Source organism: Rheinheimera salexigens, assembly GCF_001752395.1.
GTDB classification, from domain to species: domain Bacteria; phylum Pseudomonadota; class Gammaproteobacteria; order Enterobacterales; family Alteromonadaceae; genus Alishewanella; species Alishewanella salexigens.
In genome coordinates, this window is record NZ_MKEK01000001.1 from 3,259,584 (window position 1) to 3,279,163 (window position 19,580).

At 43.0% G+C, this 19,580-nt stretch carries 21 protein-coding genes; 5 read left to right on the forward strand and 16 right to left on the reverse strand.

What is annotated here, in order from left to right; translation table 11 throughout:
* The first annotated feature begins 98 nt into the window (after positions 1-98).
* Both mltF and BI198_RS16155 read left to right on the forward strand, forming a co-directional pair.
* Positions 99-1,571, forward strand: a complete 1,473-nt coding sequence (gene mltF / locus BI198_RS15045; protein ID WP_070050285.1) for a membrane-bound lytic murein transglycosylase MltF — start codon at positions 99-101, stop codon at positions 1,569-1,571.
* A gap of 15 nt (positions 1,572-1,586) precedes the next feature.
* Complete coding sequence (locus tag BI198_RS16155; protein ID WP_201243529.1) at positions 1,587-1,757, forward strand: hypothetical protein; 171 nt, start codon at positions 1,587-1,589, stop codon at positions 1,755-1,757.
* Here BI198_RS16155 and tadA read toward each other — a convergent pair.
* Positions 1,720-2,208 carry a tRNA adenosine(34) deaminase TadA gene (gene tadA / locus BI198_RS15050; protein WP_070050286.1) on the reverse strand — a complete coding sequence of 163 codons (489 nt, stop codon included), beginning with the start codon at positions 2,206-2,208 and terminating at the stop codon, positions 1,720-1,722. The two genes, BI198_RS16155 and tadA, sit on opposite strands and share 38 nt — an antisense overlap.
* A 225-nt stretch (positions 2,209-2,433) precedes the next feature.
* Between tadA and BI198_RS15055 the strand changes: the two genes are divergently transcribed.
* The 3 genes from BI198_RS15055 to BI198_RS15065 all read left to right on the forward strand — a co-directional run bounded on the left by BI198_RS15055 (position 2,434) and on the right by BI198_RS15065 (position 3,752).
* Entirely contained in the window at positions 2,434-2,649 is a 216-nt protein-coding gene (locus BI198_RS15055) for a hypothetical protein (RefSeq protein WP_070050287.1), read from the forward strand.
* Positions 2,650-2,760: 111 nt separating this feature from the next.
* Positions 2,761-3,201: a zinc uptake transcriptional repressor Zur gene (zur, locus tag BI198_RS15060; RefSeq protein WP_070050288.1), complete on the forward strand. Its 441-nt coding sequence runs from the start codon at positions 2,761-2,763 to the stop codon at positions 3,199-3,201.
* Between the two features lie 86 nt (positions 3,202-3,287).
* The gene (locus BI198_RS15065; RefSeq protein ID WP_070050289.1) at positions 3,288-3,752 is read left to right on the forward strand and encodes a chemotaxis protein CheX; all 465 of its coding nucleotides are present in this window, start codon (positions 3,288-3,290) and stop codon (positions 3,750-3,752) included.
* 79 nt (positions 3,753-3,831) lie between these two features.
* Here BI198_RS15065 and alr read toward each other — a convergent pair whose 3' ends face one another.
* From alr to hflX, 15 genes are all read right to left on the reverse strand, one after another.
* Positions 3,832-4,923, reverse strand: coding sequence for an alanine racemase (alr, locus tag BI198_RS15070; RefSeq protein ID WP_070050290.1), 1,092 nt, complete (start codon positions 4,921-4,923; stop codon positions 3,832-3,834).
* Positions 4,923-6,332 carry a replicative DNA helicase gene (dnaB, locus tag BI198_RS15075; RefSeq protein ID WP_201243530.1) on the reverse strand — a complete coding sequence of 470 codons (1,410 nt, stop codon included), beginning with the start codon at positions 6,330-6,332 and terminating at the stop codon, positions 4,923-4,925. The genes alr and dnaB overlap by 1 nt, the downstream gene beginning before the upstream one ends.
* A gap of 116 nt (positions 6,333-6,448) precedes the next feature.
* Complete coding sequence (rplI, locus tag BI198_RS15080) at positions 6,449-6,901, reverse strand: 50S ribosomal protein L9 (RefSeq protein ID WP_070050291.1); 453 nt, start codon at positions 6,899-6,901, stop codon at positions 6,449-6,451.
* 19 nt (positions 6,902-6,920) lie between these two features.
* A complete protein-coding gene (gene rpsR / locus BI198_RS15085; protein WP_070050292.1) occupies positions 6,921-7,148 on the reverse strand; it encodes a 30S ribosomal protein S18 in 228 nt (75 codons plus the stop codon).
* 11 nt (positions 7,149-7,159) lie between these two features.
* Entirely contained in the window at positions 7,160-7,465 is a 306-nt protein-coding gene (gene priB / locus BI198_RS15090; protein WP_070050293.1) for a primosomal replication protein N, read from the reverse strand.
* A 9-nt stretch (positions 7,466-7,474) separates the two neighbouring features.
* Positions 7,475-7,852, reverse strand: a complete 378-nt coding sequence (gene rpsF, locus BI198_RS15095; protein ID WP_070050294.1) for a 30S ribosomal protein S6 — start codon at positions 7,850-7,852, stop codon at positions 7,475-7,477.
* A 207-nt stretch (positions 7,853-8,059) separates the two neighbouring features.
* On the reverse strand, positions 8,060-8,791 hold the full coding sequence (rlmB, locus tag BI198_RS15100; protein WP_070050297.1) for a 23S rRNA (guanosine(2251)-2'-O)-methyltransferase RlmB: 732 nt from the start codon (positions 8,789-8,791) through the stop codon (positions 8,060-8,062).
* Between the two features lie 42 nt (positions 8,792-8,833).
* Positions 8,834-11,212, reverse strand: a complete 2,379-nt coding sequence (rnr, locus tag BI198_RS15105; protein WP_070050299.1) for a ribonuclease R — start codon at positions 11,210-11,212, stop codon at positions 8,834-8,836.
* Between the two features lie 101 nt (positions 11,213-11,313).
* On the reverse strand, positions 11,314-11,934 hold the full coding sequence (locus tag BI198_RS15110; protein ID WP_070050300.1) for a tetratricopeptide repeat protein: 621 nt from the start codon (positions 11,932-11,934) through the stop codon (positions 11,314-11,316).
* Positions 11,935-12,100: 166 nt separating this feature from the next.
* Positions 12,101-13,450: a S41 family peptidase gene (locus tag BI198_RS15115; protein WP_070050302.1), complete on the reverse strand. Its 1,350-nt coding sequence runs from the start codon at positions 13,448-13,450 to the stop codon at positions 12,101-12,103.
* A gap of 92 nt (positions 13,451-13,542) precedes the next feature.
* Positions 13,543-14,841, reverse strand: coding sequence for an adenylosuccinate synthase (locus BI198_RS15120; protein ID WP_070050304.1), 1,299 nt, complete (start codon positions 14,839-14,841; stop codon positions 13,543-13,545).
* A 125-nt stretch (positions 14,842-14,966) separates the two neighbouring features.
* Complete coding sequence (locus BI198_RS15125; protein ID WP_070050305.1) at positions 14,967-16,124, reverse strand: aminotransferase class V-fold PLP-dependent enzyme; 1,158 nt, start codon at positions 16,122-16,124, stop codon at positions 14,967-14,969.
* Positions 16,125-16,187: 63 nt separating this feature from the next.
* Positions 16,188-17,069: a protease modulator HflC gene (hflC, locus tag BI198_RS15130; protein WP_070050964.1), complete on the reverse strand. Its 882-nt coding sequence runs from the start codon at positions 17,067-17,069 to the stop codon at positions 16,188-16,190.
* 3 nt (positions 17,070-17,072) lie between these two features.
* Positions 17,073-18,239, reverse strand: coding sequence for an FtsH protease activity modulator HflK (gene hflK / locus BI198_RS15135; protein WP_070050307.1), 1,167 nt, complete (start codon positions 18,237-18,239; stop codon positions 17,073-17,075).
* Positions 18,240-18,279: 40 nt separating this feature from the next.
* Positions 18,280-19,575 (reverse strand): ribosome rescue GTPase HflX, encoded by a 1,296-nt coding sequence (hflX, locus tag BI198_RS15140; protein WP_070050309.1) that lies wholly within the window; start codon positions 19,573-19,575, stop codon positions 18,280-18,282.
* Between the last annotated feature and the right edge of the window lie 5 nt (positions 19,576-19,580).

Below are 19,580 nucleotides of genomic sequence, written 5' to 3' on the forward strand. Positions count from 1 at the left end.
TATAATGAAATTTATCGCTAAGTGGTATGAGTAAAAACTGACTGATGCCTAGAAGTTTGTTATAACTGCGCTGAGAATGACGTAATAAGTGAGAATACATGCACAAAAGTAGCTTCTGGTTACTAATTTTAATGATGTTATTTGGCTGCTCGCCACAACAAACATCTAACCAACTCCAGCAGATTTATACTCGAGACAGTATTAAAGTTGGCATTTTGCATGGCCCCACTAGCTATTACGTCGGGGTAGATGGCCCTATTGGTTTTGAATTAGAGCTTAGCCAAGCTTTAGCCGATAAACTCGGCGTTAAGTTAGAGCTTTATCCCAGTTATCAGTTAGATGATTTAATCCAGAAACTAGCCGTAGGTAAAGTAGATTATATTGCCGGCGGTTTAACCTTAACCGAGCAACGCCAAGCCCAGTTTCGTGCCACGCCAGCGTATCGCTGGATAAATGAAGTATTGGTATTTCGGCAAGGTAATACTTGGCCCCGCACCTTAAGTGAATTAACTGCGCCTATCGTCGTGGTTAAAGACAGCAGCCACGCTGAAACATTGCACCAATTACAACAAGAAAACCCTGATTTACAGTGGTTAGAAGAACCGACTTTAGATGCTGACGAAATTTTACAACAAGTTATAGATGGTGACGTTGCTTATACTATTACCGATTCTAATCAGCTGGCCTTAAATCGACGCTTTTATCCTAAACTGAGTTTAGCGCTAACCGTAAAAGATAATCTTCCGGTCAGTTGGTTGCTAGCAGACAGCCCTGATGATTCCTTATTTGCAGTATTAATTGAATTTTTTGGTAATGTTTATCAAAACGGTGATTTAATTGCTTTAGAAGATAAATATTTTGGCCATGTGCAAGAGTTTGATTATGTAGACACGCTGGCCTATATTGATGCCATTGAACAAGTGTTACCCAATTACCGTCCTTGGTTTGAACATTATTCAGGTGAACTTGACTGGCGCCTTCTTGCGGCAGTCAGTTATCAGGAATCACATTGGAACCCTGTAGCCAAAAGTCCTACTGGGGTACGGGGTTTAATGATGTTAACTTTGCCAACGGCGAAGCAAATGGGCGTCAATAGCCGCCTTGACCCTGAACAAAGTATCCGCGGTGGCAGCCGTTATTTACACCGCTTATTTAGTCGTATACCCGAGCGCATCCCAATGCCAGATCGATTATGGTTTGCTTTAGCCTCTTACAATATAGGCTGGGGCCATGTTGAAGATGCCCGCAAACTTAGCCAAAATATGGGCGCAGATCCGGATAAATGGTTAGAAGTGAAACAGCAATTACCGCTACTGCGACAACGTCGGCACTACCAACATACTCGTTATGGTTATGCCCGCGGCGATGAAGCCGTTACCTATGTTGAAAATATTCGCCGTTATTATGATACGTTGTTGTGGGTCGATGAACGCCAACAAGCAGAGCAGAGAATGGAGCAGCAAAAAATTCGGTTGAGCGAAGAACTCGATTCAGCTACATTGCCGCCTGTAGTGTCTGAGCCTGATATTGAGCCGAGTAACACTACTGATAACGACAGCAAAAAACAATAATGTGAATGGAAGCCTATGAAAATAAAAAATAATAGTTTACTAAGATTAAAACGCCGCCGTCAATCTCATGTTGCTGCCAATAGACGTAAAGTAAAACGGCATATCAGTGTTATAAAAAGTCATCAACGCCGTCAGCATTATTACGGCTTTATTCGCCAGCGCGTTGCTGCAGACGCGCCGCTTTAATCTCGGCTCTTCGGCGGCGAAAAAAAGCAGATAATTGCTCGGCACATGCCGAGGCTAACACACCCGATACGACTTCAAGCTGATGATTAAATTCTGCTTGGCGCACAATATTCAATACTGAACCCGCGGCACCCGTTTTTAGGTCATTAGCCCCAAACACTAAACGCTTAATTCGACTATGCACCATTAAGCCTGCACACATGCTGCATGGCTCAAGGGTGATATAAAGTGTGCAATCAAGTAGTCGATAATTATTTAACGCCTTTGCTCCTTCTCGTATCGCTTGCATCTCGGCATGCGCTGACGGATCTTGGCTGCTAATCATTTGATTCCAGCCCTCTGCAATTAATTGATTATCTTTTACTAATACTGCCCCAACAGGCACTTCACCTTGTGCTTCGGCTTTAGCGGCTAAGCCTATGGCTAGCTGCATCCAATCTTCATCGGTCATAATGGCTTACAATTAATGGCTAGACGTTAACCTTAGTTTACCACTATATTTTAGTGAGTCTGGCTAAAGTTTTGTTTAATTATACTATCAAGATATTTTGCACAAACCTAAGCTATTGATTATTAATGCAATATAAATGTGGCATTGGCTTTGCTTTAGTTATGCTTAGTTATGTTTTAGTGATGCTTGAATTACTGTTTATTTCGTTATCAAGGAGAAAACCTCATGGGACCATTTGAAATTGCCGCCATTGCTATTATTGGTGGTTTAGCTTATTCAGCGTATGAAGTGCATAGTAAAAATAAAAACAAAGTTAGCAGCAAAGATGTTGATGATTTAAAGCTTGAACTTAATAACGTTAAACAACGAGTCGCTACATTAGAAAGTATTGTTACTGATAAATCGTACCAACTAAAAGAACAAATCGATCGTTTAAAGTAACTAACTATTACAGTAATGAACTTGCCGTAGCCCCAAATGGCAGTTTTATAGCAATGTGGCAGTTATATACCGATATGGTACACTGCCGATAATTGCTACTTGGAGCTATATATGCATACAGAGTCTTTGGTTTCTCGTGCTCGCACGGTGTGTCAAAATAATGGAGCCCGCTTTACCTCTATTCGAGAGAAAGTGTTTCGTTTATTGGCAAAAATTGATGGCGGTATCGGTGCATATGAATTACTTGAACAACTAAAGCAAACCGAGCCTGCCGCTAAACCTGCTACCGTCTATAGAGCCTTAGAGTTTTTAACTGAGCAGGGTTTTATTCATAAAATAGAATCCAGCAATGCGTTTTTACTTTGCCATCACTTTGATGAACATCATCCGGCACAACTCTTAGTCTGTGATAAATGCGGCAATGTACATGAATTACATTCCGATGTTTTACAACAAGAATTTGATCAGCAAGCTCAAGCACTGGGCTTTACCATTTCGCACCAAACTATTGAAGCTCATGGTATTTGCAATAAATGTAGTAGCGAAGAATAAATTTTTAACCGCGCTTTATTAGGTATCGGCAATGGGCGGTTTTAGCGTATTACTGGTTCAATATAGACTTTCTCTTAGGCTAAGATATGAATGTAGAATTTATTAACCCTTTTCTGTCCTCATTAGTAAATGTGCTTAGCACTATGGCAAACACCAAGATTATTCCGGGTAAACCACGAATCAAAAAAGATGAAGTGGCGCGAGGTGATGTATCCGGCCTTATCGGTATGATCAGTCCGCAAATTAAAGGCTCGTTTTCGATAACGTTTGAAGCCCCGTTAGCAATTGAAGTTATGTTTAGAATGCTTGGCGAACGCCCTGATGGTATTAATTCAGACGTGACTGATATGGTGGGTGAAATTACCAATATGGTTACCGGCGGTGCTAAGCGTATATTGGCCGATAAAGGTTATGATTTTACCATGGCAACACCTGTTGTCGTGTCAGGGAAAGACCACACTATTTCGCATAAATCGGAAGGTGCAAAAATTCTGATGCCGTTTGATTCTGATTTTGGCAAAGTGCATATTGAAGTTAGCTTTGATAAATAATCTACAATAAACACCCATCAATATGATCCGTTGTTACTAACTAATACGGTTAGCAACAAGGGATCTTTAGCAACAAATACTACTCTGTCTGATTGGCGTAATTAAATTTTATTCGGCGTCTGCTGCTTATGTTGCACAGTAACTCGTATGGGATAGTGCCAATTTTTTCAGCTAACAACTCAACTGGCAAATTTGGTCCCCAAAATAAGACTTCATCACCCACTTGCACCGCGGCAGCACCAATATCTACCGTTATCATGTCCATAGACACGCGGCCAACAACAGCAAAACGTTGATTATTAATTAATACCTCGGCTTTATTACCCGCCGCTCGCGGATAGCCATCGCCATAGCCCATAGCGACTACTGCCACCCGTGTCGCCTTAGGTGAAGTCCAACTACCGCTATACCCTACCGCATCGCCAGCTGCAACGTCTCGTACGGCGATAACACTGCTGACTAAGCTCATTACCGGTAGTAAATTATGATCGCGCCCTGTGTGGCCTTGCAGCGGAGAAACACCATAGAGCAATAAACCGGGTCTTACCCAATCCGCATGAGTATCGGGCCGGCTTAACACCGCAGCCGAATTTGCTAATGAATGCTCTGCCACTAAATCAACGGTAATGCTTTGGAACAAGGCAATTTGAGTCGCTGTCGCATCGCTAGTTAAATCATCTGAGTTAGCAAAGTGAGTCATTAAACGCATAGGCCCTTGCACATTGTCGCTTGCGATGAGGCGCTCATACACATCCACATAGTCTGAAGGTAAAATACCTAATCTATGCATGCCCGTATCCAGTTTTAACCAAACCGGTACTGGTGTGGAAAGATTGGCCGCCAACAACGCTTCAGCTTGATCAATATGGTGAATCACTATTTGTAAATTAGATGCCACCACTTGTTCTAACTCGTCGGCATGAAAAAAGCCTTCTAATAAAACAATCGGTTTGACTATGCCACCGGTACGCAATGCTAACGCTTCATCAAGACGTGCGACACCAAACGCATCCACGTCGGGTAAAGCACTGGCGACTTCCAACATGCCATGACCATAAGCATCGGCTTTTAACAACGCTAACAATTTACTATTGGGTGCTAATTTTTTCAGTTGCAGATAGTTATGCTGTAACGCCTGCAAATTAATTTGAACCTGAGGTTGGCGGTGCATTAATATTCGTCCTCAAAACGTGTACTACCGGCGTAGTTATCAAACCTGGAAAAACGGCCATGGAAGGTTAAGCGCATCCGGCCGATTGGCCCATTACGTTGTTTACCGATAATAATCTCTGCAGTGCCCTTATCAGGACTATCGTCGTTATAGACTTCATCTCGGTAGATAAACATAATTAAGTCCGCATCTTGCTCAATTGAACCCGACTCACGTAAATCAGAGTTAATTGGCCGTTTGTCTGAGCGTTGCTCTAGTGAACGGTTAAGCTGAGATAAGGCCACTACCGGCACTTTTAATTCTTTGGCTAAGGCTTTTAATGAGCGAGAGATTTCGGCAATTTCTAAGGTCCGGTTTTCGCTTAAGCCTGGCACTGTCATTAACTGTAAATAGTCGACCATAATCATACTTAAACCACCGTGCTCACGAGCAACACGCCGTGCACGCGATCGTACTTCGGTTGGGGTTAAACCAGAAGCATCGTCGATATACATTTTACCTTTACTATTTAATAGCTCTATCGCTGACGATAGCCGCGCCCAGTCTTCATCTTCTAACTGCCCCGTACGTACCTTAGTTTGATCGATACGGCCTAGGGACGCCAAAATACGCATCATAATTTGTTCTGACGGCATCTCTAAACTAAATATTAATACCGGTTTGTCACTGGTAATCGCCGCATGCTCACATAAGTTCATGGCAAAAGTGGTTTTACCCATTGATGGCCGTGCTGCGACAATTATTAAATCAGAAGGTTGTAAGCCATTAGTCATTTTATCTAGGTCAACATAACCGGTAGACACACCTGTTAAGCCACCATCACTTGGATTACGAAACAGCTCATCAATTTTATCGATGGTTTTAGCTAAAATGCTATTAATCGGTTCTGGGCCTTCATTAGCATCAGCCCGTTGCTCGGCTATTTTAAACACTTTAGTTTCAGCAAAATCCAGCAACTGCGCACTATTGCGACCTTGCGGATCATAACCTGCATCAGCGATATCATGTGCTACAGAGATCATATCTCGCACTACCGCTCGTTCGCGTACTATTACGGCATAAGCCAAAATATTAGCAGCACTAGGGGTGTTTTTTGCAATTTCGCCTAAATAAGCAAAGCCACCGACATCGTCTAATTTTTGATTAGCTTCCAGCGATTCTGATACGGTAATAATATCTATGGGTTGATTAGCCTCAGCCAAACGCCACATAGCATTAAAGATAAAGCGGTGGGCGCGTAAGTAAAAATCTTGCTCTACTACTTTTTCAGCGACTCGGTCCCATGCTTCGTTATCTAGCATTAAGCCACCGAGCACTGATTGCTCAGCTTCAATAGAATGTGGCGGCATTTTAACCGCAGCAACTTGTTTATCTTTTAGACTACTCATATCACCTGTATCAATTTGCATTAGACAGCATAATGCTACCCTGCTAAGCACAGAATAAGAAGTAAAGTGGAGGATATTTTTGTATTAGAACGAGCAGAGAAGAAGCGCACTACAGATGCAGTGCGCTTTAAAGCTTTTTACGCTTCAGCAATAACGACTAATTTGATAGTCGCTGTTACTTCTGCGTGTAACTGAACGTCGATATCGTACTCGCCAGTTTCACGTAAAGTACCGTTTGGTAATTTAACTTCAGCTTTAGTAACACTAACACCGGCTTCTGAGATTGCTTCTGCAATATCACGAGTACCGATAGAACCGAACAATTTACCTTCATCACCAGCTTTAGAAGCGATAGTCACTTCTGCTAATTCAGTAAGTTTAGTTGCGCGATCGTTAGCAGCGACTAAATCAGCAGCTAATTTAGCTTCAAATTCAGCACGACGCTGTTCGAACTTTTCAAGGTTAACTTTAGTTGCTGGAACTGCTTTTCCCTGTGGGAATAAGAAGTTACGAGCATAACCTGACTTGACCGCTACGTTATCACCTAAACTTCCTAGGTTAGCGACTTTGTCTAATAGAATAATTTGCATTGCTTATACCCCTTTCGTATTAACTGTGTGAGTCGCTGTAAGGCAGCAAAGCCAAGTAGCGTGCACGTTTGATAGCGCGAGCTAATTGACGCTGATACTTAGCGCTGGTGCCAGTAATACGACTAGGTACGATTTTGCCACTTTCTGTAACATAGTTTTTCAGAACGGCGGTATCTTTGTAATCAATCTCTACAGTGCCTTCTGCAGTAAAACGGCAGAATTTACGGCGACGGAAAAAACGTGACATTTGTCTGTCTCCTAACTTATTTGTTCAATGCGTTGCGCGTGCAGAACCAATCTAGCTTGACCACTGCGGCTTTGATGACGGCTTAAAAAACCGGTCACTTTTAGCGTATCACCCAACGTTAATTTTCGAGTTATTTGTTGAAATTCAGTGCCAGTGGCAACCACTTGTATCCGAACATAAACCTGCCTTTGTAAGCCGGCTTCATGCTGCATACTGCGATGCTCTAATACTAAAACTGAATGCGGAATTCCCGCTGGACTTTCGCTGTGATCTGGCTGACGGCATAAGCTACCAACTAGCACGCTGCAATTATCCATGTACAAATATTACTCTTGGTTTGCTACCGGCTCGTCATTTTCACGAGGAGCACGCTCACGACGTTCGTCACGAACCTTTGCCATTGGAGATGGCTCAACTACGGCATCATTAGTGCGCATAATTAGGTTACGTAATACTGCGTCGTTATAGCGGAAGTTAGTTTCCAGCTCATCAATCACAGTTTGTGGAGCTTCCACGTTCATTAACACATAGTGTGCTTTATGTAACTTTTGGATTGGGTAAGCCAATTGACGACGGCCCCAATCTTCAAGACGGTGAATAGAACCACCCGCTTCAGTGATCGCGCCAGTGTAGCGCTCGATCATGCCAGGTACTTGTTCACTCTGATCAGGGTGAACCATAAAAACGATTTCGTAATGACGCATTGTAGCTCCTTACGGTTAGTAAGCCTCAAAGAACTCGGCCGTGGTTCTCATAGAGGCAAGGAACGATAGTGTATGGCCGAAGGTCGCATATAATACGCACCTAGTAGTCAAATAACAAGCAGCATTTCAAGGGGTCAGAGTACTTGAAACTCTAAAAGCAGTTTCAAGTACTCTGACCCCTTGAAAATGTAGGGTAAATGACTGAAATTATTGGCGTTGACGTACGGCTTCGAACAAACAAATACCGGCCGCAACCGATACGTTTAAACTAGATACACTGCCAAACATGGGGATTTTAACTAAGCTGTCACAGGTTTCGCGGGTTAAACGGCGTAAACCATCGCCTTCAGCACCTAATACTAAGGCTAATGGGCCTTTAAGATCGGCATCATAAACTAAGGTGTCAGTTTCACCTGCCGTGCCCACTATCCATAAACCGGCATCTTGTAACTGGCGTAAGGTACGCGCTAAGTTGGTTACGGTAATAAAAGGCACGGTTTCTGCGGCACCGCAGGCCACTTTACGTACGACAGATGTCAGTTTAACTGAACGATCTTTGGGTGAAACTACGGCATGGACACCGGCCGCATCGGCGCTGCGTAAAATGGCGCCTAAATTATGCGGATCGGTTACGCCATCTAAGATTAAAATAAATGGCTTGGCATGCTTGGCCACAATTTCATCTAAATCAGCTTCGCTACCGGTACTTTGTGGCCGAGCTTTTGCCACAACACCTTGGTGCTGACCTTTAACTAAATCATCTAAAGTCTTGCGATTACAAAACTGGACTGACACACCATTGTCACGCGCTTGCTGAACTAAAGGTTGAGTGCGTTTATCGTCACGATCTTTCATTACAAAGAGTTCAAGCACGTCTTGCGGTGCACGCTGTAATAATGCGCCTACCGCATGGATCCCAAATACTAAATCTGCACTCATTTATCACCTGTTAAACTGTATTTTAAATTTAAAATTGTTATATCAATCAGCTTTAGGCGTTTTTTTAGCCTTTTTCACTTTAGATTTAGGCTTAGCTTTCTTCAACGCCGTTATATTACGTGCGCCTTTTGCTTTAGCAGGCTTTTTAGCTGGCTTTTTGTCAGACTTTGCCGTGTCAGTAGATTTTGTCGCGCTGGCAGCATTGGCTTTTTTACTGCTTTTGCGTGGTTTTCTCGACGATGCGTCTTGACCATCATCCGCTAACACTAAATCAATTTTGCGGGCTTCTAAATTTACCGCTGCCACTTTTACGCTTAATACATCACCCATGCGATAGCTATTATTGCCTTGCTTGCCGATTAAAGCTTGGCGCTCGGCATCAAAATGGTAGTAATCGTTTTTTAATGACGAGATATGGACTAAACCTTCAATGTACAACTCGGTTAAGCGAACAAATAAACCAAAGTTAGTCACCGTTGCTACCACGCCAGCAAATTCTGCACCGATGTGATCTTGCATATATTCACATTTTAGCCAATCAGCGACTTCACGTGTAGCATCATCGGCACGACGCTCTGTCATGGAACATTGCTCGCCTAAAGGCACAATTTCTGCTTCGGTATAATAACGCGCACCGGTAACCTTTTGACCTTGTTTAGCTAAAATCGATTTAATACTGCGATGCAAAACTAAATCAGGATAGCGCCGAATAGGTGAAGTAAAGTGGGCATACGCTTCCAACGCCAAACCAAAGTGACCTTGATTATCGCCTTGATACACCGCTTGCTTCATAGATCGCAACATAGTGGTTTCAATCAGCTCACGATCGGGTCTTTCACCCAGACTGGCTAAAGTTTGGGTCAATTCTAATGGTGTTGGCTCGGCTGATAAATTAGCTTCAATACCTAATTCAGCTAAAAAGCGGCGGAAGTTAGCAAATCGGTCAGCATCTGGCCGCTCGTGAACGCGGAACAAGGCATGGGCTTCATGCTTTTCAATAAAGCGTGCTGCTGCTACGTTAGCCATAATCATGCATTCTTCTATCAGCTTATGTGACTCGACACGATGCACTGGCACTATTTGTTCAATTTTACGATGACTATTAAATATGAAGCGTGTTTCAACAGTATCAAATTCCAGCGCGCCACGTTTAGTACGAACGTCTGCTAACTTGGTATATAACTGCTGTAAGGCTTCAATATTACTTAAGTTCTCTGCATATTGTTGGCGCAGTTCTTCGTCGCCTTGGATGATTTTATGTACCCGGTTATAGGTTAAACGAGCACTAGAATTCATTACAGCTTGATAAAACTGATAGCTTTCTAATTCACCACTGGCACTGATCTTCATATCGGCGACTAAACATAATCGATCAACATGAGGATTTAAAGAGCATAAGCCATTAGATAACGCTTCTGGCAACATTGGCACTACGTGATCAGGAAAATACACTGAATTACCACGTTCTAACGCACTGTCATCTAAAGCAGTATTGGGTTGCACATAAGCACTGACGTCAGCAATGGCAACGTATAACCGCCAGCCCCCGTCTTTTCTGGATTCAGCGTATACAGCGTCATCAAAATCTCGAGCATCTTCACCATCAATGGTAATTAAACCAAGCTTGGTTAAATCTACCCGACCTTGTTTAGCTTGCTCTGATACTTCTTCACCATACACCGCAACTTGCTCAAGCACGGCATTAGAAAATTCATGCGGGATTTGATGGTTACGAATAGCCACTTCAATTTCCATGCCAGGTGCTAAATGCTCACCTAACACTTCAGTAATACGACCAATGGCATTAACCCGTTTGGAAGGCCGTTGCGTCATTTCGACTAAGACGACTTGACCATGGCGAGCCGCGCCTTGTTCACCATCAGGTATCACAATATCTTGAGTAATACGCGGGTCTTCAGGCACAACGACACCTAAGGCGAAATCTTTAAAATAGCGGCCAACCACCGGTTCTGAGCGTGCTTCTAAAATACGCACAACCCTAGCTTCTATTTTATCTTTACTTTTAATTGTTTGCGCTGTTGCTAGTACTTTATCGCCGGGCAATAGCCGGCGCATTTCAAATTGGGGTAAAAACCAATCAGGTCCACCTTGGTCTAGCTTTAAAAAGCCAAAACCATCACGGTGACCGAGTACTGTACCTTTTACCAAATCCATATTATCGACTAAACCATAGCGGCGGTTTCGGGTGTAGATAAGCTGGCCATCGCGCTCCATGGCACGTAGTCGTTTTTTTAAGGCGAAAATAGCATCGTCGTCAACTAAACCTAGCTCTTGGACTAATTCATCGAAATAGGCTGGTTCATTACGTTTTTCAATATGTTGCAGAATAAATTCACGACTAGGGATGGGATTTTCATATTTTTCCTGCTCTCGCGCAAGATGCGGATCATTTACCGTCATTAAAGTATCTTTGTCTTCCTAAATTAGGTTAAGTGTAACAGTGATACGCAATATTGCGTATCTATTCATTAAACCGGTCTTTTAACCGATCCTTGTATTGGTCATTTTATGGGTCGCTTTGCTCTAGCGACTACGCCAGCAGGCATTTTATTTGCTAACGCTGCTAATGTTTGTTTAATTTGTTTATGTTGTTGTGCATCCGCCGTCACAGCATAATGCAACCAACGATAACTTTGCTCAAAATCGACTGGACTTCCTTGACCTGATGCCAGCAATTTAGCTAAACGTAATTGGGCTTTTACATTACCTAATGCCGAAGCTTCACGTAAGTAGATAATGGCTTTATCAAGGTCTGGCTGCACAAAGTGGCCAAGATGATAATAACGACCTACCTGCTCTAAACCCTCAGGCAAACCCTGTCCAGCAGACTGTAACATTAAGTCCCAGCCTCGCTCCACATTACGTGGTACACACACCGCATACGCTAACATGTCACCATATAAATATTGATAAGCAGGTAGCTGCATAATATCCGCTCGTGCTTCAATATCTTTCACTAATTGGCAATCGTCTTGGCGTACCCGTTGTAAATGGCTATTGGTGCGAATTAAACCTAATAATTCATCTTGAGAGTATAATTGCACTGCTTCTAGCTCTTGGCTACAAGCAAAAATGGGTGCGACTAGCAGTGATAATAGAAATATAATACGCGGTTTAATCATGACAACGCCTAAAAATTGCGACATCACCTGTTATCGGCCAATCTGGGTTATTCTACAGTATCTTTATTGCTGTGATAGTATTTTTTTATCGTCTTATCTAACGATTATTTATCCTATCACAGCACTTAGCCGTATTTAAACCCTGTTTTAAAACCTTATTTGAAACTTAGTGCTCATTACCAAATTGAGCTGGCAAACCAACAATAGGCGCATTTACTGGGGTTAAACCTTGATTAGGCATCGCGCTAAAAGTAGTAAAAGCTTGGGCGGCACCGGCTGCACTGCATTGTTCGTTATCTAAATAATATAAGGCTTCGGCCAATAATGGATCGTCATTGACACCCCAATCACCGACGACCTCGTCATCTACCCGGCAGTTAGGCACTAGGCCATCAAAATACGCGCCTTGATCCAAGGCATTCACGGTTTGAAAATTAATCGCAAATAATACATAACCGCTAATAATTTCTGGCTGTTGGCCGACCGGCTTACCACAGGTAGTATCGCCGATTTGTACTACATCTATAAACGGCGCCAAGGAGTTGATCACTAACTCACTAGACGAGCAACTGCCTGCTGTAGTGAGTACCACCACTCTAGGTAAATTTAACGTAGTATTGCCTCGGCCTAATGAAAACAAAGTAGTAGAATTTTTATTGTTATTTTTGTCATTATACTGATATTTAATAAATGTTTGGTTAAGCACACTCGGCATAGCAATATGCGAGGCTAATTGATTGGCTACCCGAATTAAGCCGCCGCCGTTATAACGTAAATCGAGCACAATTTCGTTAACATTTTGCTGTTTAAAAAAGGTAAAAGCTTGCTCTAGTTCGGTTTCAGATAACTCAATAAAGCTATTAAAAACTAAATAACCAATACGGTTATCGCCACGAACCCGCACTTCACGATGCAATACGGTATTGGTAGTGACATTGCCTTTAATAAAATCGGCGGTGATAATGTCTCCGTTAGGCTTTTGCCAAACAAACTGGCGCATTACACCATCTTTGTTCTCACCAAAAATATCATCATTAGTGGCGGTGCCAGCCGCTAAGCGCTGCAACCATTCCGCGACACTGACGCCCTCAATTTCAATGATTTTATCGCCACGACGTAATCCATTAACTGCTGCAGAGCCATCGGTATATACATAACTGACGATATAAGCGTTATTCTCTTCATTAGGTCGGTTGCCAAAGCCATAGCCAAAAAATGTCGCATTGACATAGCGATCATAATATTCTTGCTCAGTAGTAATAAAGCTATAGCGATCTTGCGGGGCTTTTATTGCTTCTAGCATTGCTTCAGGGCTGCTATACGCAGTAGGGTTAATATTTGCAGGTAAGTCTTTGTACCACAAATAATTTTTTTGTAAGGCGCAAAGTATTTTGGCATTAACATTATTTTGCTGACACACGGCAATAGCAGCACCACCACTACCATTGCTCATACTACCACCGCCACCACAACCAACCAGTAACACTAGCGTGAAGAAACCAATTAGCCCTTTCATTTTAAGCTCCAATTATAGAATTGCCGCTTCATCATAAAAAAAAACGCTACCAAATGGCAGCGTTATTTTTATATTGCCTTGTAAGGCGAATGTTACGAGTCAAATGGATGACGCAACACTATGGTTTCATTACGATCTGGCCCGGTTGAAACAATATCAATCGGTACGCCGGTTAATTGCTCTAAGCGGGCAATATAACTACGGGCTGCTGCAGGTAGTTTTTCAACTTGTTGCACACCATAGGTAACGTCGGTCCAACCAGGCATCTCTTCATACACCGGTGTCACCGCATCGTAGCATTCAGCTGCTAAAGGTGGCACATCGCTGATGTTACCTGCTGCATCTTTATAGCCAATACAGATTTTAATACTGTCCAAACCATCTAAGACATCTAGTTTGGTTAAGCAAAAACCTGAAATACTATTAAGCTGCACTGCACGCTTGACCGCTACTGCATCAAACCAACCGGTACGACGTTTACGACCTGTTGTCGCACCAAACTCATGGCCTTTAACGCCTAAGTGTTCGCCAGCTGCACAGGTTAGTTCCGTTGGAAATGGGCCTTCACCTACGCGTGTGGTATAGGCTTTAACGATACCTAGAATATAATCTAGATGACGTGGACCAAAGCCCGTACCTGTCGCTACACCACCTGCGGTAGTGTTAGACGAAGTAACATAAGGGTAAGTACCGTGATCAATATCTAACAAGGTGCCTTGGGCGCCTTCAAACATGATCTCTTTCCCGGCTAAACGCGCCCGATCTAGCAGATCAGTCACGTCAACAATCAACGGTTTTAAGATATCAGCAATCGCTAAAGCATCGTCTAAGGTTTTTTGATAATCAACAGCCGGTACTTTATAAAACTGAGTAAGGGTAAAGTTATGTAACTCCATCACTTCTTTCAGTTTTTTAGCAAATCGCTCTGGGTTAAATAAATCGCCAACGCGTAAACCACGGCGGGCAACTTTATCTTCATAGGCTGGGCCTATACCGCGACCGGTAGTACCAATTGGCTTGTCACCACGAGCAATCTCACGCGCTTTATCCAACTCAACATGAAATGGCAGGATCAAAGGGCACGCTTCGCTAAGTAGTAAACGTTCTTTAACTGGGATGCCTCGTTGCTCTAACATCGTCATCTCGGTTAAAAAAGCTTCTGGCGACAGCACAACACCATTACCAATCACACATTTTACGTTTGCGCGCAAAATACCTGATGGGATCAAATGCAATACAGTTTTTTCACCGTCAATGACTAAAGTGTGACCAGCATTGTGACCGCCTTGATAGCGCACCACATAACTAGCTTTCTCTGTTAGTAAGTCAACGATTTTACCTTTTCCTTCGTCACCCCATTGGGTGCCGAGCACTACAACGTTTTTGGCCATGGTTCCTACATCATGGAAAAAATTAGGTGAGAATTCTACCAAATCGTTTGCAAAGTTTCAGCCATCAAGATGAAATAAAGCTATAAATTTAGCAAGCACCTAATATACATAGAGATTTAATAGCTTTAACTTAGGCAACTTAGATCATAATCAGCACTATTATGGTACAGACCAAAGCCAAACCGTATTCTTTCACCACGATAATCCGTTTCTACCCCAGCCCGTTTCAGTTGTGCCGCCAATTCTGCTGCTTCGGCAGTGCTGTTTAAACGAAAAGTCAGAAAGTGACCATGATGGCTTAAATCGTGTTGCAGCAAATTATGCCGATTAAGTTGCTCGTGCGCTACCTGGTCTAACTTTTGTAAAAAGCTCTGTTGTAAGGCTTGAACATAATGATGACTCCGGCCCACAGTGATGCCCTGTTGCTTAAACAAACGTAACACTGCATTGAGGCGATACAAAGCACTAAAGTCCATGGTTGAGCCAGCAAACCTAAAGCCATCCTCACTATATAAAGCCGTTGCTGACCTCTCGGCCGCTAAGGTACCAAATTCAGCAAACCAGCCAGTGTACAATGGCCGATGCTCGCTACTGAGCGGTACGGCCATAAAACAACAGCCTTCGCCAGCTTGGGCATACTTATAACTACCGGCAACATAAAATACCCGCTCTGCAATACTAGATAAGTCTGTCGGTATGGCCATAAACCCGTGATAGCCATCAATCACAATCATAGCTTGGCTCTGCGCTGCCAACTGCTGAACAAATTTGGCAAGATCGGTAATGGCATAACCAGAATTAAAAAATACCTGGCTAACAAATATCATATCGTATTGCTCAGCCCCAGCCGCTTGAATAAAACGTTGTTCAAAACTGGCAAAGGGTTCAGTCGCTATACTGTCGAGTTGCACATTATCGTATTCGGCCAACCGTTTAACTTGGCGACTAAAGCTATGAAATTCACTGTCGGTGCTTAAAATTTTTAACGGTTTACGTAAATCAAAGCAACTTAATAACCGCATCACTAATTCATGAGTATTAGGCGCAAATACCAGTTGTTCTGGTTGCGGTAACTGCAGAATATCAGCAATTAAATGTTGGGTTTCTGGCAGTTTATCATTGAAGATATAACGCCATTTATCATCCACTAAGCGTGCGCTATCATCCCAATACTCCAGCATAGCGTCACGCGTGACATCTGGCCAGTAATGATGAGAATGACAAGCAAAGTGTTGCTTGCCTTGATTCGCCTGTAAAAAGCGCTGATAAAAGTGTTGATACATGCTGCCACCCTTTTTTTGCTATAAAAAAGGCCCTTGCGGGCCTTTTAATTCTATTGCTAGTTGTTAGTTTTGCACTTTATCTGATTTCATATATTTAAAGAAATCATTATCTGGCTGAACAACTAAGATATCGTCTTTACTGTTAAAGCTATTACGATAGGCTTCCATACTACGGACAAAAGAAAAGAACTCAGCATTCTTATTGTAAGCATCAGCATACACTCTTGCCGCTAAAGCATCACCTTCACCGCGAACAGTACGCGAGTTACGCTCAGCATCCGCGACCATTACCGTCACCCGAGCGTCAACGTCAGCTCGAATTATTTCAGCTTTTTCACGACCTTTAGAACGATGTTCACGGGCAACAGCATGCCGCTCGGCTTCCATGCGCGCAAAGATAGAGCTACTAACTTCTTGCGGTAAGTTAATTTGCTTAACTCGCACATCAACCACGCCTATACCTAGCTCTTTAGCTGCTTGACCAGCTTGCTGCAATGCCCGTTCCATTAATTGCGTACGCTCACCAGAAACAATTTCTTGAATGGTACGCGCACCAAATTCAGTCCGTAAACCGTTATTGATATATTGCTTTAACAATACTTCAGCTTGAGCTTTGTTACCGCCAGTTGAAAGGAAGTAAGCTCCAAAGTCTTTAATCCGCCATTTGACATAACTATCGACTAATAAGTCTTTCTTCTCAGCTGTAACGAAGCGGTCAGCTGCGTCATCTAGGGTTTGGATCCTTGCATCAAGTTTACGCACCGTTTCAATAAATGGTATTTTTAAGTGTAAACCTGGCTCATACACAACCACTTGTTGTGCATCATCACGCTGGATTTTACCAAATTGGATAACAATACCGCGTTCACCTTCAGGTATAACAAACAGTGCCGAAATCAATATAAATACTGCAACCGCTATTATGGCTATTAATAAGTTTCTCATCATTTACCCCCGACCACTACTGCGTGTTGATGAGCTGCGTAATGGCTCTTTACGATCTTGTGCTGCTTGATTATCAGAGCTACTACGTGGTGGAACTAACGGCATGCCGCCCGATGAATTACTATCACGTGTCGCAGAAGATGATGAGTTGATCATTTTATCAAGTGGCAAATACATAATGTTATTGCCGTTCTTAACATCAACCATTACCTTAGAAGTGTTGCTATACACGTATTCCATCGTTTCGATATACATCCGATCTCGTGTCACTTTTGGTGCTGCCACGTATTCTGGTAATAGTTTTTCAAACCGCGCGACTTCACCTTGAGCCTTTAACACAATTTGCTGTTTATAGGCATCTGCTTCTTGCATGATCCGGTTTACTTGACCACGAGCACGAGGCTCTATTTCAAGTGCATAGGCTTCAGCTTCTTTGATAAAACGTTCTTGGTCTTCTTGAGCCTTAATCGCATCATCAAAAGCGTCTCGCACTTCTTCTGGTGGTCTGGCGTCACGGAAGTTCACATCAACTAAGGCTAAACCTAGTTTATAAGGTTCTATAACCGACTCTAGCTCTTCGCGGGTGTTTTGCCTAACGACTTCACGGCCCCGTGTTAATACGTCATCCATAATAGAATGACCAATAACATAACGTAAGGCAGCATCTGTCGCTTCATGTAAACTGCTATCGGCATCCACTACCGAGAACTTATACTGGCGTGGGTTAAATACCCGATACTGAACTTCAAACGTCACCCGTACTAAGTTTTGATCTTGAGTCAGCATAAAACCATCAGTACGTAATGAACGTACGCTAGTGATATCAACTGGAATTATCTGATCAATAAAAGTGGGGTTCCAATGAATACCCGGATCCACTTCACTATGGTATTGGCCAAAGCGCAATACGATACCGCGCTCTGATTCCTTAACGGTATAAAAACCACTAAGTGCCCAGACAATAGCAGCGACAATCACGATTAATATTAAGGCCGCAAAAGCACCGCCTGAGCCATTATTATTTGACGATTTTCCGCCGCCAAATATTCCGCCAAACTTTTTACCAAAGTTGCGAAACACTTCATCTAAATCTGGTGGGCCCTGGTCACGACCACCTTGTTTCCAAGGATCGTTATTTTTACCATTGTTACCCGGCTCATTCCAAGCCATGCTGTACTCCGTTAAAAGTTACTAGTTAAGGGTTACTCTATCAAATATCTGTAGAGCTGACGACATAGTTTTGTAATTGCCCTTGGCTTTGCTTTAACCAGCGCTGCCAAACTGGGTCAGCAATGCTTAGTCTTAAATGGCAATTACCCTCATCATCAAAATATTCTTCTTGTACACAATGCTGTTCATAACAGCGTGCGCGCCATGCAGACTGCTCTGGTGGCAATGATAATTTAAGATATAAATGGGTTTGCGACAATAGCTGCGTTATAGCTTTGATTAGCAGATCAATGCCTTGGCCAGTATTAGCTGAAACATACACTGCTATGGGCAAATTGTATTCGTTATATTCAATCCGTGGTGCTTGATCCAATAGATCAATTTTATTATACACGGTTAGCTGGACAATTTGATCGGCGCCAATTTCTTCTAATACCGCAGCCACTTGTTGCATATTATCGGTTTTTCGCGGATCTGCCGCATCAACAATATGTAATTGTAAATCTGCTTCACGGGTTTCCTGCAAAGTGGATTTAAATGCGGCGACTAAATTATGCGGCAAATGCCGAATAAAACCGACCGTATCAGCCAGCACTACGCCGCCCACCATGGGTAAGTTTAATTGACGTAACGTAGGGTCAAGCGTCGCAAATAATTGATCAGCGGCATACACTTCAGAGTCTGTCATTCGATTAAATAAACTCGACTTACCTGCGTTGGTGTAACCGACTAACGATATAACCGGTGTCGCCGCTTTTTGTCTTGCTCGACGACTTTGCTCCCGCTGTACTGTTAGCTTTTCTAATTTTGCTTGCAAGGCTTTCACCCGCACTCGCAATAAACGACGATCGGTTTCTAGCTGCGCTTCACCAGGTCCGCGCATACCAATACCGCCCTTTTGCCTATCTAAGCCATCCCAGCCCCGGACTAGTCGTGATGCTAAGTGCTCTAGCTGTGCTAATTCGACTTGTAACTTACCTTCGTAAGTTCGGGCTCGTTGCGCAAAAATATCTAAAATAAGGGTAGTACGGTCTATTACTCGCGCTTGACATAAGCGCTCTAGATTACGGGTTTGAGCAGGCGTTAAGGCATGATTAAACACCACAAGATTAGCTTGTGTTTGTTCAACCAAGTCGGCAATTTCGGCGGCTTTACCTGAACCGACAAAATGTTTCGAATCAGGCGCGCTGCGGTTAAGAGTAACCGTCTGTAACGCCTGAACACCGGCAGAAGACACCAACAGCTTTAGCTCGGTTAAATCCTCACTATTATGCTGCTGGGGGAAATTCACATGGACAAGGATCGCTTGTTCCAGATTTACGCTAGTATCAGACAAGCAAA

What these genes read in the sequence shown, in the direction of transcription:
- mltF (WP_070050285.1), top strand. Translation starts at nt 99, where the DNA reads ATGCACAAAAGTAGCTTCTGGTTACTAATTTTAATGATGTTATTTGGC.
- BI198_RS16155 (WP_201243529.1), top strand. Translation starts at nt 1,587, where the DNA reads ATGAAAATAAAAAATAATAGTTTACTAAGATTAAAACGCCGCCGTCAA.
- tadA (WP_070050286.1), bottom strand. Translation starts at nt 2,208, where the DNA reads ATGACCGATGAAGATTGGATGCAGCTAGCCATAGGCTTAGCCGCTAAA.
- BI198_RS15055 (WP_070050287.1), top strand. Translation starts at nt 2,434, where the DNA reads ATGGGACCATTTGAAATTGCCGCCATTGCTATTATTGGTGGTTTAGCT.
- zur (WP_070050288.1), top strand. Translation starts at nt 2,761, where the DNA reads ATGCATACAGAGTCTTTGGTTTCTCGTGCTCGCACGGTGTGTCAAAAT.
- BI198_RS15065 (WP_070050289.1), top strand. Translation starts at nt 3,288, where the DNA reads ATGAATGTAGAATTTATTAACCCTTTTCTGTCCTCATTAGTAAATGTG.
- alr (WP_070050290.1), bottom strand. Translation starts at nt 4,923, where the DNA reads ATGCACCGCCAACCTCAGGTTCAAATTAATTTGCAGGCGTTACAGCAT.
- dnaB (WP_201243530.1), bottom strand. Translation starts at nt 6,332, where the DNA reads ATGCAAATTGATACAGGTGATATGAGTAGTCTAAAAGATAAACAAGTT.
- rplI (WP_070050291.1), bottom strand. Translation starts at nt 6,901, where the DNA reads ATGCAAATTATTCTATTAGACAAAGTCGCTAACCTAGGAAGTTTAGGT.
- rpsR (WP_070050292.1), bottom strand. Translation starts at nt 7,148, where the DNA reads ATGTCACGTTTTTTCCGTCGCCGTAAATTCTGCCGTTTTACTGCAGAA.
- priB (WP_070050293.1), bottom strand. Translation starts at nt 7,465, where the DNA reads ATGGATAATTGCAGCGTGCTAGTTGGTAGCTTATGCCGTCAGCCAGAT.
- rpsF (WP_070050294.1), bottom strand. Translation starts at nt 7,852, where the DNA reads ATGCGTCATTACGAAATCGTTTTTATGGTTCACCCTGATCAGAGTGAA.
- rlmB (WP_070050297.1), bottom strand. Translation starts at nt 8,791, where the DNA reads ATGAGTGCAGATTTAGTATTTGGGATCCATGCGGTAGGCGCATTATTA.
- rnr (WP_070050299.1), bottom strand. Translation starts at nt 11,212, where the DNA reads ATGACGGTAAATGATCCGCATCTTGCGCGAGAGCAGGAAAAATATGAA.
- BI198_RS15110 (WP_070050300.1), bottom strand. Translation starts at nt 11,934, where the DNA reads ATGATTAAACCGCGTATTATATTTCTATTATCACTGCTAGTCGCACCC.
- BI198_RS15115 (WP_070050302.1), bottom strand. Translation starts at nt 13,450, where the DNA reads ATGAAAGGGCTAATTGGTTTCTTCACGCTAGTGTTACTGGTTGGTTGT.
- BI198_RS15120 (WP_070050304.1), bottom strand. Translation starts at nt 14,841, where the DNA reads ATGGCCAAAAACGTTGTAGTGCTCGGCACCCAATGGGGTGACGAAGGA.
- BI198_RS15125 (WP_070050305.1), bottom strand. Translation starts at nt 16,124, where the DNA reads ATGTATCAACACTTTTATCAGCGCTTTTTACAGGCGAATCAAGGCAAG.
- hflC (WP_070050964.1), bottom strand. Translation starts at nt 17,069, where the DNA reads ATGAGAAACTTATTAATAGCCATAATAGCGGTTGCAGTATTTATATTG.
- hflK (WP_070050307.1), bottom strand. Translation starts at nt 18,239, where the DNA reads ATGGCTTGGAATGAGCCGGGTAACAATGGTAAAAATAACGATCCTTGG.